Source organism: Pseudarthrobacter sp. N5, assembly GCF_050157035.1.
GTDB lineage: Bacteria > Actinomycetota > Actinomycetes > Actinomycetales > Micrococcaceae > Arthrobacter.
Genome location: NZ_CP189593.1, coordinates 1,829,268 through 1,844,386, shown reverse-complemented (window position 1 = coordinate 1,844,386; position 15,119 = coordinate 1,829,268). Strand labels below are relative to the sequence as shown.

The 15,119-nt window shown below is 60.8% G+C and carries 8 protein-coding genes and 3 rRNA genes; 2 read left to right on the top strand and 9 right to left on the bottom strand.

Features of this window, described 5'->3' with window-relative positions:
• Window positions 1-39: 39 nt before the first annotated feature.
• Window positions 40-576: a DUF2867 domain-containing protein gene (locus tag ACQCST_RS08935; RefSeq protein ID WP_426998906.1), complete on the top strand. Its 537-nt coding sequence runs from the start codon at window positions 40-42 to the stop codon at window positions 574-576.
• Between the two features lie 34 nt (window positions 577-610).
• On the opposite strand, the gene recN is transcribed toward ACQCST_RS08935, so the two are convergent.
• The 6 genes from recN to ACQCST_RS08905 are packed head-to-tail and all read right to left on the bottom strand — an operon-like array spanning window position 611 to window position 7,525.
• On the bottom strand, window positions 611-2,350 hold the full coding sequence (gene recN / locus ACQCST_RS08930) for a DNA repair protein RecN (RefSeq protein WP_426998905.1): 1,740 nt from the start codon (window positions 2,348-2,350) through the stop codon (window positions 611-613).
• Window positions 2,351-2,353: 3 nt separating this feature from the next.
• Window positions 2,354-3,424, bottom strand: a complete 1,071-nt coding sequence (locus tag ACQCST_RS08925; RefSeq protein ID WP_426998904.1) for an NAD kinase — start codon at window positions 3,422-3,424, stop codon at window positions 2,354-2,356.
• Window positions 3,425-3,437: 13 nt separating this feature from the next.
• On the bottom strand, window positions 3,438-4,250 hold the full coding sequence (locus ACQCST_RS08920; protein WP_426998903.1) for a TlyA family RNA methyltransferase: 813 nt from the start codon (window positions 4,248-4,250) through the stop codon (window positions 3,438-3,440).
• Window positions 4,251-4,252: 2 nt separating this feature from the next.
• Window positions 4,253-4,507 carry a hypothetical protein gene (locus ACQCST_RS08915; protein WP_426998902.1) on the bottom strand — a complete coding sequence of 85 codons (255 nt, stop codon included), beginning with the start codon at window positions 4,505-4,507 and terminating at the stop codon, window positions 4,253-4,255.
• 9 nt (window positions 4,508-4,516) lie between these two features.
• Window positions 4,517-5,506, bottom strand: coding sequence for an HAD-IIA family hydrolase (locus tag ACQCST_RS08910; protein WP_426998901.1), 990 nt, complete (start codon window positions 5,504-5,506; stop codon window positions 4,517-4,519).
• A gap of 3 nt (window positions 5,507-5,509) precedes the next feature.
• Window positions 5,510-7,525 (bottom strand): hypothetical protein, encoded by a 2,016-nt coding sequence (locus tag ACQCST_RS08905; RefSeq protein WP_426998900.1) that lies wholly within the window; start codon window positions 7,523-7,525, stop codon window positions 5,510-5,512.
• A gap of 275 nt (window positions 7,526-7,800) precedes the next feature.
• Here ACQCST_RS08905 and ACQCST_RS08900 point away from each other — a divergent pair.
• Window positions 7,801-8,945, top strand: a protein-coding gene (locus ACQCST_RS08900) for an IS3 family transposase (RefSeq protein WP_426995994.1) whose coding sequence is annotated in 2 segments (ribosomal slippage) — window positions 7,801-8,074 and window positions 8,074-8,945 — 1,146 coding nt in all. Because the reading frame shifts where the segments join, the coding sequence is not laid out codon by codon here.
• A 196-nt stretch (window positions 8,946-9,141) separates the two neighbouring features.
• Here the strand turns inward: ACQCST_RS08900 and rrf are convergent.
• The 3 genes from rrf to ACQCST_RS08885 form a co-directional block, all read right to left on the bottom strand.
• A 5S ribosomal RNA gene (rrf, locus tag ACQCST_RS08895) occupies window positions 9,142-9,258 on the bottom strand.
• A 257-nt stretch (window positions 9,259-9,515) separates the two neighbouring features.
• Window positions 9,516-12,651: ribosomal RNA gene (locus tag ACQCST_RS08890) — 23S ribosomal RNA — on the bottom strand.
• Window positions 12,652-13,212: 561 nt separating this feature from the next.
• Window positions 13,213-14,737 (bottom strand): 16S ribosomal RNA (locus ACQCST_RS08885).
• The 16S, 23S and 5S rRNA genes sit together here, the layout of an rRNA operon.
• Window positions 14,738-15,119: the final 382 nt, after the last annotated feature.

The following is a 15,119-nucleotide window of genomic DNA, read 5'->3' as shown; positions in this document are numbered from 1 at the left end:
GGCTTCAGTCTCGCGTGTCGGCCCCAGTACGATCAACGGGTGACCACACCGGATTGTCCAGTCCCATCCGTACTTCAGCCCGGACTGCGGCTACAATCCGCGGCAGATGGCGGCACCGCTCCCGCTTTCCGTTCCCTCGTTTTCGTCTCGATTCCGGCACCTGACTATGCGGATGTGATTGTCCTCCCAGTTCCGGCAGGCTGCCCTGCCGACCCCCGTCTCTGGGCAGAAGCAGTTTTCTCTGCGCGGTCCGCGCCGGCATGGATCCGCCTGCTGATGGGATTGCGGCAGGCCGTGGTGGGTGTGATCGGCATCCACCGGGCCACGACTGCTGCTTTCGCTGTGGCTGAGGTCCTGGGCGAGGAGGCTCTCATAAACACAGATGACACGCATCTGGACTTCCGCTGCGGGGTGGCGTTCGACGCCGGTGCAAGGCTGTTGCGGGTCACTACGGCTGTGCGGCTCAAGGGATGGCGTGGCCGGCTCTACTTTGCTCCGGTGCGGGTGCTGCATCCCCTGGTGGTCCACGCCATGATGGCGGGGGCCATCCGTCGTCTGTCCCGCAGCGCGGCCTGAAACCCGGTCAGGACAAGGTCAGGCCTGAACCCCCTCAGGCCTGCTGCGGAAGCAGTTTGGCATCGTCCAGAAGTTCCTGGGCGTGCGCCTGCGCCGACTCCGAGTCCTCCTGGCCGGCAAGCATCCGTGCCAGTTCCCTGACCCGCTCCGGCCCGTCCAACAGCTGCACATCGCTCGTGGTGAACCCGGTAGCCGTGGCGCCGTCTGCGCCGCGTACGGACGTCTTGGTAACCCGGATGTGCTGGTCGGCGAAGGCCGCCACCTGTGGCAGATGCGTGACCACCAGGACCTGGACATGGCGTGCCAGCATGGCCAGACGCCGGCCGATCTCCACAGCGGCACGCCCGCCCACGCCGGCGTCAACCTCGTCAAATACAAAAGTGGGGACTGGATCCACGGCTGCCAGCACCACTTCTATGGCCAACATCACGCGGGACAGCTCGCCGCCTGAGGCACCTTTTCCCAGTGACCGGGCGGGCGCGCCGGAATGCGGCTGCAGCAGGAAGGCGATCTCGTCCGCGCCGTATGGCCCAATCTGGTCCCCGGATTCGATGTTGATGATGAGTGTGGCATCCGCCATGGCCAGTGCCTTCAACTCTGCGCTGACCCGTCCGGACAGTTCCTTGGCCGCCTTGGACCGGATAATGCTGATGGCTGCGGCCTGCATCCGCAGCTCCTCCCCAGCCTGCACCACCTCGGCATCGAGTGTTTCAATCCGCGTGGAGTCGTCCTGAAGCTCATCGAACCGCACTCGCGCATGTTCGGCCCAAACCAGCACCTCATCGATGCTCGGCGCATACTTTCGCACCAGCCTGGCCAGCACGGCGCGCCGGTCCTCTATCTCGGCGAGTCTTTCCGGGCCCTCTGTATCCAGCACTGCCTGGTAGCTGGCTAGCTCGGCTGCTATGTCGTTCAGCAGGAACCCCACCTCTGCGAGACGAGCGGCAGCAGCTCCCAGCTCCCCGTCATGTTCGGCAACGTGTTCCAGAATGCGTTTGGCGGAATCCACCAGCGAGGTGGCGTCGCCGACGTCACCGAAATCCTCCGCGATGATCGCCTCATGGGCCGTCGAAGCGGCTATCCGGAGCTCTTCGACGTTAGCCAGTTTGACCGCTTCGGCTTTGAGAGTCTCATCCTCGCCCGGCTGCGGGTCCACCTCAGCTATTTCCGCCAGCGCAATCTGGAGCGACTCCGCCTCGCGCAGCCGGTCCCGGGCAGCACCGCGGAGCGTCTCCAGTTCAGCCTGGATTGATTTCCAATGCCGGTACAGCTCCCGGTAGCCGTTCAACGGAACGGCCAGCCCGTCGCCAGCGAACTTGTCCAGGGCACCGCGCTGGGCAACGGCGCTCTTGAGCCTGATCTGATCCGACTGGCCATGCACCACCACCAGCGTTTCGCCGATCTCCGCCAATACGCCCACCGGCGCGGCACGGCCTCCGAGGTAAGCGCGGCTGCGCCCGTCAGCGCCCAGCCGGCGGGCCAGCAGGAGTTCCGCACCGCCGTCGAACTCTTCCACTTCAGCGCCGGCGCTCCGGGCGCGTTCCACGGCGGGATGCCCGGCGTCGAGCCGTACCACGGCCTCCGCCGAGGCGCTCTTCGCGCCGCTCCGGACGGCGCCGGCATCAGATCTGGCGCCCAGCAGGAGTCCGACGGCGGTGACCACCATGGTCTTGCCTGCACCGGTTTCACCCGTGACTACGCTCAGGCCCGGGCCCAGCGGCAGGGTGGCGTCGGTAATAACGCCGAGATCGCGGATTCTCAGTTCTTCAAGCATGGTTCACTTTGCCCTCGTGGGATCAGTTGTCTGCCCGTCGGTTTCAGCCTGGCCGGCTTCAGCTGTGTCGGAAGCCGCGTCGGAATCGGCGTGTCTGTGCACCGATGGCAACGCCATGGGCCTCGGTGTGCGGATCACAGGCACTGGACCGGTGTGGATGATCTCGGATTGCGGCACAGGGCCGCGCCAACCGTGGATGGGCAGCTCAAATTTGCGGACCAGCCTGGCGGAAAAGGGAGTCTGATGGGTCCGTGCCAGCCGCACCGGCGTTGCCGATTTAGTGACCTCCACCCTCGCACCGGGCGGCAGATCCACCGAGCGGCGGCCGTCACACCACAGCACGCCCTGCGCGTCGGTCCTGTTCAGAACCTCCACCGCAAGCCGGGACCGGGGCGAGACAACCAGCGGCTTGGCGAACAGTGCGTGAGCACTGATAGGGACAATAACCAGTGCCTCGACCTCGGGCCAAACCACTGGACCCCCGGCCGAGAAAGCATAGGCCGTGGAACCGGTGGGCGTTGCCAGCACTACGCCGTCGCAGCCGAACGAGGTCAGCGGGCGCTCGTCCACTTCGGTCACCACCTCGAGCATCCTTTCCCGGTTGCCTTTCTCGATCGCGGCCTCATTGAGGGCCCAGGTGTGCCAGATTTTCTGCCCGCGGACCCATACCTGGACGTCGATGGTCATACGCTCTTCCACCGTGTAGTCACGGCGGGCGATCCATTCCACAGTCTGGGCCAGGTCCGCCCGTTCGCTCTCGGCGAGGAACCCCACGTGGCCGAGGTTGACGCCCAGCAGCGGCACGTCAACCTCCCGCACCAGTTCCGCCGCGCGCAGAATGGTCCCGTCCCCGCCGAGCACCATCACCAGTTCCACATCCGGCAGCTGGACGTGGTCATGAAGGATTTCAACCTGTCGCTCCAGCTGGCCGAAGTACCGTTCCATATCGTGGAGCTCGGACTTCTGCATCACCGGCACAATCCCGAAGGTGTGCAGCTGGACACACGCTTCCCAGGCAGCCTTCAGTGATTCCTCGCGGCCGGTGTGGGCAAGGACCAGTACACGCCTGCTCATCGGGTTCCGCTTTCTAGTGGTTCGGCCAGATATTTCCAAGCAACGCAGCGATGGCTGCGTCCCGCTCTTCGATCTTAGGCAAGTCTTGGGTGATCCTACGCTTTATCCACAGGAAGTATTCGACGTTTCCGTCCTGTCCGGGCAGCGGGCTGGCCGCCAACCCACATAAATCGAGTCCGGCGTCGAGAGAAGCATTGGCCACCTTCTTAACGGCCATCCGCCGTTCCCGCTCGGAGGTCACCACGCCGGTGCGGCCCAGGCGGTCCTTGCCGATTTCGAACTGCGGCTTGACCATCAGCACCAGGTCTCCGCCAGGCTCCGTGCACACCGCCAGAGGAAAAACCACCAGCGTCAACGAGATAAAAGACAAGTCTGCGACGGTGAGGGATGCCGGGCCGCCAATGTGCTCCGGAGTCATGTAACGGACGTTGAGGCCTTCGTGGACGGCCACCCGCGGGTCGCTGCGCAGCTGCGGCACCAGCTGTCCATGCCCGACGTCGACTGCCACCACATGCGCTGCGCCGCGGCGCAGCAGCACTTCGGTAAATCCGCCGGTGGAAGCTCCGGCGTCAAGGCAGCGTTTGCCTTCGACGACGATCCCGGGGAAAACATCAAGCGCTCCGGCCAGTTTCCGGCCGGCCCGGCTGACGTAGCTGTCTTCACCGTCGTCCTGTACGGCCAGTTCACGGTCATCCGGGATCTTGAGCGATGCCTTGGACAGCACGAGACCATCCGAACTCACCCTGCCCTCGGCGATCAGGGTGGCGGCGTGGGTACGGGATCTCGCCAGCCCGCGGCTGACCAGCGTCTGATCAAGTCGTGTCATGGTCAACTGTCCCCGTTGGAGGCAGAGGTGTCCTCGTTAAGTGCTTCAAGCAAGGAATCGTGCAGATCCGTGTAGACAGCATCGTGTTCCGCCACGGGCAGCAGGCGAACCGCATCCAACCGGTCCAGGACGGCGCCGACGTCGCCAGTGAACGTCTCGTTGCCATCGCGTGGCCCGGAATCTGATGGGGAGACTTCGGGCCATCCGATCTCGGGCTGGGCTGCCGCGGGTTCCATGTGTTCGTTCAGCTCGGTCATGGCACCAGTCTAATGATCCAGCCACTCAAGCTGCGGGGCCGTAGCCTCCGCAGTCCCGGGCTTCGCTGACCACCAGGCGGCGCAGGCAGCGCGCCACGAATCAAGGTGCTCCGGGGCCCCGCTGACCCTCACCGTGTTGCCGTCCACTTCAGCGGACGCTGAACCGCAGCGGAACTCCCCGCCGTCGGAGGTGATTTCCGGGTACGGGGCGTACAGCTCGGTGAGGTCGCTGATGAGAAAATCGGGCCGCTCGGCGGACCTGGCGGCCAGAATCGAGACTTTCGTGTCGACGCCGGTCAGCACCGCAACCGTGGCGAATCCAGCGTTGTTTCCACCCAGGATGTCGGTGTCCAGCCGGTCACCCACCACCAGCGGCCGCTCGGCAGCCAGACGCTTGGCCGCAGCATGGAAAAGCGGGGCTTCCGGCTTGCCGGCGACCAGCGGCCGCTGGCCCGTGGCTGATGCCACCGCTGCCACAAGTGTGCCGTTTCCGGGCGCAATGCCGCGCGCCTGAGGAATGGACATGTCCGTATTTGTGGCCACCCAGAGCGCACCGGCGGCAACAACATACGAAGCCTCGGCCAAATCCTTCCAACTGATGTCGGGGCTGAAGCCCTGGACCACGGCCACAGGTTCTTCTTGGGCGCTGTGAACGGGCTTCAGCCCAACAAGCTCGATTTCATGGGCCAGGGCGGGGCTGCCCGTAACCAACACATGGGAGCCGGCCGGGAGCAGGCCTGACAGTAACTCCCCCGCAGCCTGCGATGAACTGACCACCTGATGATCTTCAGCAGGTGCGCCGAGCTCGCGAAGATGCGCAGCCACCTGAGCCGGGGTACGGGACGCATTGTTGGTGACATAGCAAAGGCCCACACCGGTTCCAGCAAGGCGCTGCAGCGACTCCACCGCACCCGGAATGGCATGCGCTCCCGCATAGACCACCCCGTCAAGGTCTGCCAGCAAAGCGTCGAACAGTGAAATCAGCTGAGCGTCAGCCATTCCTTACTGGTCTTCCGGACGTGCCGGCAGCCCGGAATCTGCGTCGAGGTCGTTGTGGTCAGCGGCGTCGGAAGTATGGTGCTCGGAGTCTGGTTCATTCGTTGTTCCGGCGTCTTCCTGGTCGGCGGGATCCTCATCGGATTCCACAGAATCAGCGTCGGACTCGGCGTCGTCTGACTCAAAGTAATCCGATTCGACGTCATCAGAGCCCGCGTCCACCCCAGTCGAATCCGCGAGGTCATCCTTGAAGGAGCGCCCTGTTTCTGCATTGTCCCTGCGCTCTGCCGTCTCGGCGGCCGAAGCTACAGGCGCTGCGTCGGCGGCGGCCTGTGCCAGCAGGCGGCGCCGTTCGGCTTCTTCCCTGGCTTCTTCTTCCTCGTCCCAGCCCAGGTCAACAATGTCCGGTTCCTCATCGGCACCGATCCCGAGCGCATTTTCGGCGACGACGGCCTGGCGCTGCCACTTGCCCGCGTCGGTGCCGCGACCGGCTGCGGACAGGGCATCCGCATAGGCGCGGAAAAGGCGGGGGCTGTATGAGAAGGCGCGGTTGATGTCCAGCTGCGAAATTTCCAGTTCGGCGACCGCAGCATCGAGCTGGCCCAGGTCAGAGCGTGCCCCTGCGGCAACGATTGCGAGCTCCACCTTGCCTGGTGCGTCCAGGTCCTTGGCTTCCTCAGAACGGACAGCGTCGAGTGCCCTGTCGGGACGGCCGAGGCCGCGTTCGCAATCAGCCATCACTGGCAGGTGCACGTTTGAGCCGCTAATCCGACGGTAAGTGCGGAACTCCCGAAGTGCCTCGCCGTAGTGTCCGGCGGCGTAGGCGGTCAGGCCCACGGCCTCGCGAACGGCGGAGAGCCTGCCGCCGCGGCGGCTGGCAGCAAGAGCGTGCTGGAAGGCCAGTTCCGGTTCTTCATCAATCAGGCGGCCGGCCATCACAAGATGACGGGCAACCCACTCGGCGCTCTTCTCTTCCAGAGTCTTAATCTGGTGCTGAGTGGCGCGGTCCAGTTCCTTGCCCGTAACGTCCTCATCGATCTCAGGGGAACGTTCGCGGTCCGGACGGTTGGCACTGCGCAGGTCTCGTGCATTGGGCACGCGGACTGGACGGTCTTCGGCACGGTCACGGCCAAACTGGCGGGGACCGGAATCATTGCGCTCAAAACTACGGGGGGCCCGTTCCTGACGGTCGCCGAAGGGCTTGCGGTCTCCGCCGCCGAAGCTACGTCGCTCGCCGTCGCCTTCGCGGCGGGGGCGGTCGCCGAAGGGCTTGTTGTCGCGGTCGCCGAAGGGCTTGCGCTCACCGGCACCGAAGCTACGTCGCTCGCCGTCGCCTTCGCGGCGGGGGCGGTCGCCGAAGGGCTTGTTGTCGCGGTCGCCATACGGCTTACGCTCACCGGCACCGAAGCTACGTCGCTCGCCGTCGCCTTCGCGGCGGGGGCGGTCGCCGAAGGGCTTGTTGTCGCGGTCGCCATACGGCTTACGCTCACCGGCACCGAAGCTACGTCGCTCGCCGTCGCCTTCGCGGCGGGGGCGGTCGCCGAAGGGCTTGTTGTCGCGGTCGCCATACGGCTTACGCTCACCGGCACCGAAGCTACGTCGCTCGCCGTCGCCTTCGCGGCGGGGGCGGTCGCCGAAGGGCTTGTTGTCGCGGTCGCCATACGGCTTACGCTCACCGGCACCGAAGGGCTTACGCTCACCGGCACCGAAGGGCTTACGCTCACCGGCACCGAAGGGCTTACGCTCACCGGCACCGAAGGGCTTACGCTCACCGGCACCTTCACGGCGGGGACGGTCACCGAAGGGCTTGTTGTCACGGTCACCATACGGCTTACGCTCACCGGCACCGGGTGCACGGCGCGGGGCGTCTGCGCTGCCGCGGTTCTCCTGTGACCGGAATCCTCTGGGCTCTCCGCCGGAATTGTTGGTGCCACGGAACGAACCGCTGCCGGAACCGCGGCCGCTGCCGCCGAACTTGCCGCCTTCTTTTCCGCCGCGATTTCCGCCGTTGTGCTCAGCCATGATGGATTCCTCCTGTTGCGAGCTGACCACTGGCGTAGACCCAGCCGCTCTTTATCCGTGTTTCGATATCCTACGCAACCCGAAATCAAGCGTTTCGAAGTCCGTACATCTCATGCAATTCTAGGCGAGAGCCTCCGTCCCGACCAACGGCAATCACCCTCAGGGTCGCCCACGTGGCAATCCTCACACCGCGGGTGCCAAACAATAGGGACTGCCCCGGGTTTGCTTGACTCCTGACTTGTGAGGATCCAGTCCTTACAGCAAGGATGTTCAACATGCCCAAGCCTTTCCCCGCCGAGTTCCGCCGTGACGTGGTCTCGGTTGCACGCAAGCACGAAGCCCCGATCTCGCAGATCGCTAAAGACTTCGGGATTTCCGAAGCAACCCTGCATAACTGGCTCAAGAAGGCCGACATCGAGGACGGCGCCCGTCCCGGAGTGACGGAGAAGGAAGCGGCAGAGCTCAGGGATGCCAGGAAGCGGATCCGGCTGCTGGAACAGGAGAACGAGATCCTCCGGCGGGCCGCGGCCTTCTTCGCCCGGGAGCTGCCCCCAAAATGAAGTTCCCGCTGGTCCTTGACCTTGCCGCAGATGGTATTCCCGTCGCGGTGGCCTGCCGGGTGCTGGGGTTCTCCAAACAGGCCTTTTACGCATGGAAAGCCGCGCCCGTCACTGAGCGCGACTGGTCCGATGCCCACCTGATCAACGCGGCGCTGGACGTCCACCGGGACGATCCGGCGTTCGGGTACCGGTTCATCGCCGACGAGCTTGAGGGCCAGGGTTTCAGCGCCGGAGAGAACCGGGTGGCGCGGCTGTGCAGCAGCCAGCAGATCTGGTCCGTGTTCGCTAAGAAGCGCGGTCTGACCCGTAAGGCCGGCCCGCCCGTGCATGATGACCACGTTCGTCGGGAATTCACCGCGGCGGAACCGGATCGGCTATGGCTCACGGACATCACCGAGCACCGGACCGACGAGGGCAAGCTCTACCTGTGCGCCATCAAGGACGTCTATTCCAACCGGATCGTGGGCTACTCCATCGATTCCCGGATGAAGGCGTCCCTGGCCGTCTCGGCCCTCCACAACGCGATAGCGCTACGGGATCCGGAGGGAACGGTGGTTCATAGTGACCGCGGTTCCCAATTCCGCTCCAATGCCTTCGTGCGGACGTTGAAGAGCAACGGGTTGAAAGGATCGATGGGGCGGGTCGGGGCGTGCGCCGACAATGCCGCCATGGAGTCATTCTTCTCACTCCTGCAGAAGAATGTCCTGGATCGCCAGCGATGGTCCACGAGGGCGGATCTGCGCCTGGCCATCGTGACTTGGATCGAGAAAACGTACCACCGGAAACGCCGTCAGCGGCGCCTGGGGCGGCTAACCCCGGTCGAGTTTGAGACAATCAATACCGGCCTCAAAGCCGCCTAGCAACACTAAACCCCGAGAGTCAACGAATTCCGGGGCAGTCCCATAGAGCGATCCCCTACCATTCCCACCAGGCCGTCCACCGCCGGCTGAGTGGTTTGCGTTTATGTCACTGTGGCGGGTTTGCGGGGTGTTGGTGTGTGGGTGGTTGTTAAAGGGGTCAGGCCCCGACGTGTGTCGGGGCCTGGCCTTAATGGTTGTCCGGCGGTGTCCTACTCTCCCACACCCTCCCGGGTGCAGTACCATCGGCGCTGTGGGTCTTAGCTTCCGGGTTCGGAATGGGACCGGGCGTTTCCCCCACGCTGTGACCGCCGTAACCCTTTGTCCCGTCCCCGTTTCCCTGTGAGGGGTGCGGGGTGGGAAGTCTGTGGTTACAACTTCTGTGGTTCCACCGTTCCGGGCCTGGGCCGGGTGTGGTGGTGTTATGTAGTTGTGTGGTGTTTTTGTTCCCTGGAACAACGCTGCCGTGGGTACGGGTTTGTTGTTTGGGAACCACATAGTGGACGCAAGCAGTCTTGTTTCTTTGTACCGTTGTTGATGTGAACGTCTTTTGAATCCGTTCACCAATGGTGTGTGGTGTAAGTTATCGGCCTATTAGTACCGGTCAGCTTCACGAGTCGTTAGTCCTCGCTTCCACATCCGGCCTATCAACCCAGTGGTCTGGCTGGGGGCCTCTCACACACAAGGTGTATGGAAATCTCATCTCGAAGCGGGCTTCCCGCTTAGATGCTTTCAGCGGTTATCCCATCCGAACGTAGCTAATCAGCGGTGCACTTGGCAGTACAACTGACACACCAGAGGTTCGTCCGTCCCGGTCCTCTCGTACTAAGGACAGCCCTTCTCAAATTTCCTGCGCGCGCAGCGGATAGGGACCGAACTGTCTCACGACGTTCTAAACCCAGCTCGCGTACCGCTTTAATGGGCGAACAGCCCAACCCTTGGGACCTACTCCAGCCCCAGGATGCGACGAGCCGACATCGAGGTGCCAAACCATGCCGTCGATATGGACTCTTGGGCAAGATCAGCCTGTTATCCCCGAGGTACCTTTTATCCGTTGAGCGACGGCCATTCCACAATGTACCGCCGGATCACTAGTCCCGACTTTCGTCCCTGCTTGAGATGTCTCTCTCACAGTCAAGCTCCCTTGTGCACTTACACTCGACACCTGATTGCCAACCAGGCTGAGGGAACCTTTGGGCGCCTCCGTTACTTTTTAGGAGGCAACCGCCCCAGTTAAACTACCCATCAGGCACTGTCCCTGACCCGGATTACGGGCCGAAGTTAGATGTCCAAAGTGACCAGAGTGGTATTTCAACGATGACTCCACCCGAACTGGCGTCCGGGCTTCAACGTCTCCCACCTATCCTACACAAGCCACTCCGAACACCAATACCAAACTATAGTAAAGGTCTCGGGGTCTTTCCGTCCTGCTGCGCGTAACGAGCATCTTTACTCGTACTGCAATTTCGCCGAGTTTATGGTTGAGACAGCGGGGAAGTCGTTACTCCATTCGTGCAGGTCGGAACTTACCCGACAAGGAATTTCGCTACCTTAGGATGGTTATAGTTACCACCGCCGTTTACTGGGGCTTGAATTCTCAGCTTCGCCTTGCGGCTAACCGGTCCTCTTAACCTTCCAGCACCGGGCAGGAGTCAGTCCGTATACATCGTCTTGCGACTTCGCACGGACCTGTGTTTTTAGTAAACAGTCGCTTCCCCCTGGTCTCTGCGGCCCCTGCACGCTCCCCACAGCAAGTGTGGTTCACGATGGGGGCCCCCTTCTCCCGAAGTTACGGGGGCATTTTGCCGAGTTCCTTAACCATAATTCTCTCGATCGCCTTAGTATTCTCTACCTGATCACCTGTGTCGGTTTGGGGTACGGGCGGCTAAAACCTCGCGTCGATGCTTTTCTAGGCAGCATAGGATCACTGAATCCCCCCTTACGGGAGTCCCATCGGGTCTCAGGCATCATGAACAGCGGATTTGCCTACCGTTCGCCCTACATCCTTGGACCGGGACTACCATCGCCCGGCTCAGCTACCTTCCTGCGTCACACCTGTTAATACGCTTACCTCCCAGGATCAGGTCCCGCGCTCCACCAAAACCCTTCCATCCCGAAGGACGGTCAGGCAGGTCTCGGGCAGTTAGTATCCCCTGTTCAGCATGGACGGTTTTTCGCCGGTACGGGAATATCAACCCGTTGTCCATCGACTACGCCTGTCGGCCTCGCCTTAGGTCCCGACTTACCCAGGGCAGATTAGCTTGACCCTGGAACCCTTGATCATTCGGCGGACGGGTTTCTCACCCGTCTTTCGCTACTCATGCCTGCATTCTCACTCGTGTAGGCTCCACCGCTGGTTTACACCGCGACTTCACTGCCCACACGACGCTCCCCTACCACTCCAGACGCCTGAACCAGAAGAACAAGTCTCCGGCTTAGCTAATATCTGAAATCCACAACTTCGGCGGTGTACTTGAGCCCCGCTACATTGTCGGCGCGGAATCACTTGACCAGTGAGCTATTACGCACTCTTTTAAGGATGGCTGCTTCTAAGCCAACCTCCTGGTTGTCTTCGCAACTCCACATCCTTTCCCACTTAGCACACGCTTAGGGGCCTTAGTTGGTGGTCTGGGCTGTTTCCCTCTCGACTATGAAGCTTATCCCCCACAGTCTCACTGCTGCGCTCTCACTTACCGGCATTCGGAGTTTGGCTGACGTCAGTAACCTTGTAGGGCCCATTAGCCATCCAGTAGCTCTACCTCCGGTAAGAAACACGCAACGCTGCACCTAAATGCATTTCGGGGAGAACCAGCTATCACGAAGTTTGATTGGCCTTTCACCCTACCCACAGCTCATCCCCTCCATTTTCAACTGAAGTGGGTTCGGTCCTCCACGACGTCTTACCGTCGCTTCAACCTGGCCATGGGTAGATCACTTCGCTTCGGGTCTAGATCACGCCACTGCAACGCCCTGTTCAGACTCGCTTTCGCTACGGCTTCCCCACACGGGTTAACCTCGCGACGTAACACTAACTCGCAGGCTCATTCTTCAAAAGGCACGCCGTCACCAGAATCAGACTGGCTCCGACGGATTGTAAGCACACGGTTTCAGGTACTGTTTCACTCCCCTCCCGGGGTACTTTTCACCTTTCCCTCACGGTACTGGTCCGCTATCGGTCATTAGGGAGTATTTAGGCTTATCAGGTGGTCCTGACAGATTCACACGGGATTTCTCGGGCCCCGTGCTACTTGGGATACTCTCCAGGCGGTACACAACATTTCGGTTACGGGGCTCACACCCTCTCTGGCCGGCCTTTCAAGACCGTTCACCTATGCCTGTACTACTCACCTCACTGTCCCGGCAGAGACAGAACGGAAAGTCCCACAACCCCGACCATGCAACGCCCGCCGGCTATCACACATGGAACGGTTTAGCCTGATCCGCGTTCGCTCGCCACTACTGACGGAATCACTGTTGTTTTCTCTTCCTGCGGGTACTGAGATGTTTCACTTCCCCGCGTTCCCCCCACGCACCCTATGTGTTCAGATGCGGGTCACCAGGCAGCTCGCGCCCCTGGCGGGGTTTCCCCATTCGGACACCCTGGGATCACAGTCCGGTTATCGACTCCCCCAGGCTTATCGCAGATTCCTACGTCCTTCTTCGGCTCCTAATGCCAAGGCATCCACCGTGTGCTCTTAAAAACTTGACCACAAAAGATCAAAAAAACTAATTCACGAGAGAACCACGAAAACATACCCACACGAACGCACACCCCCGAAAGGACACACGACGCACAGATAAGATCCAGGTTCATATTCTTGGAAATTGCTTCTTATAAAAGATGCTCGCGTCCACTATGTAGTTCTCAAACAACAACCCCAAACCACACACCCCACACACAACCCCCGAAAGGGACACATGCATGATCGCTGCAGCCAGGAAACCAGAAACAAACAAACCCACACCACACACCCGCACCCCCCACAAAAAGGAGATACAGGCATACGCCATGACCCTGTTGCCTCAGGACCCAACAGTGTGCCAAACACTAAACCACCAACCCCCGCCGGCACCGTTCCACGCACCCGCACCCTCCCGAAGGAAAACACAGACACCGTACTAGGCACCGGAAAGAACCGGCAACCGCTATTTGCTGATATTCCACCCATGAGCACCCGCCGCGGAACTTCCGTCCGCGAAACGGGCTGTACTCCTGACAACCCCCACACCCCGCATACACGGGGAACAGGACATTGTAGGTGCTCCTTAGAAAGGAGGTGATCCAGCCGCACCTTCCGGTACGGCTACCTTGTTACGACTTAGTCCCAATCGCCAGTCCCACCTTCGACAGCTCCCTCCCACAAGGGGTTAGGCCACCGGCTTCGGGTGTTACCAACTTTCGTGACTTGACGGGCGGTGTGTACAAGGCCCGGGAACGTATTCACCGCAGCGTTGCTGATCTGCGATTACTAGCGACTCCGACTTCATGGGGTCGAGTTGCAGACCCCAATCCGAACTGAGACCGGCTTTTTGGGATTAGCTCCACCTCACAGTATCGCAACCCTTTGTACCGGCCATTGTAGCATGCGTGAAGCCCAAGACATAAGGGGCATGATGATTTGACGTCGTCCCCACCTTCCTCCGAGTTGACCCCGGCAGTCTCCTATGAGTCCCCGCCATAACGCGCTGGCAACATAGAACGAGGGTTGCGCTCGTTGCGGGACTTAACCCAACATCTCACGACACGAGCTGACGACAACCATGCACCACCTGTAAACCGACCGCAAGCGGGGCACCTGTTTCCAGGTATTTCCGGTTCATGTCAAGCCTTGGTAAGGTTCTTCGCGTTGCATCGAATTAATCCGCATGCTCCGCCGCTTGTGCGGGCCCCCGTCAATTCCTTTGAGTTTTAGCCTTGCGGCCGTACTCCCCAGGCGGGGCACTTAATGCGTTAGCTACGGCGCGGAAAACGTGGAATGTCCCCCACACCTAGTGCCCAACGTTTACGGCATGGACTACCAGGGTATCTAATCCTGTTCGCTCCCCATGCTTTCGCTCCTCAGCGTCAGTTAATGCCCAGAGACCTGCCTTCGCCATCGGTGTTCCTCCTGATATCTGCGCATTTCACCGCTACACCAGGAATTCCAGTCTCCCCTACATCACTCTAGTCTGCCCGTACCCACCGCAGATCCGGAGTTGAGCCCCGGACTTTCACGGCAGACGCGACAAACCGCCTACGAGCTCTTTACGCCCAATAATTCCGGATAACGCTTGCGCCCTACGTATTACCGCGGCTGCTGGCACGTAGTTAGCCGGCGCTTCTTCTGCAGGTACCGTCACTTTCGCTTCTTCCCTACTGAAAGAGGTTTACAACCCGAAGGCCGTCATCCCTCACGCGGCGTCGCTGCATCAGGCTTGCGCCCATTGTGCAATATTCCCCACTGCTGCCTCCCGTAGGAGTCTGGGCCGTGTCTCAGTCCCAGTGTGGCCGGTCACCCTCTCAGGCCGGCTACCCGTCGTCGCCTTGGTGAGCCATTACCTCACCAACAAGCTGATAGGCCGCGAGTCCATCCAAAACCACAAAAAGCTTTCCACCCCCCACCATGCGATGAGGAGTCATATCCGGTATTAGACCCAGTTTCCCAGGCTTATCCCAGAGTTAAGGGCAGGTTACTCACGTGTTACTCACCCGTTCGCCACTAATCCCCCCAGCAAGCTGGGGTTCATCGTTCGACTTGCATGTGTTAAGCACGCCGCCAGCGTTCATCCTGAGCCAGGATCAAACTCTCCGTTGAAGTAAAACAAAAACAGACACAACCAACACCCCCGGGAAAACGGGGCATGCCGACTGCACAAAATTTGAAACCAGCTGTAAAAACCAGACCCCAACCACGGGGTGGCAGGATCCGGCAAATTCAACCAATTCATATAAAATAAACCGGTATCAACAAACTTGGCACACTATTGAGTTCTCAAACAACAGACACATTCGAATACTTCCCGAAACAATTCATATTCAATGAATTCTTTTGTTTCGCTTTCCTTCGCTGCGATGTTCTTAGCTTATTCCATTCATATTCACTTTGCAAATCCGGGTTATTTTCCCGATATTCACTCTGCGGAATGAATCCGCCCATCAGAAGTTGAAGCCATTCTTCATTTATGCAAACAGCACAG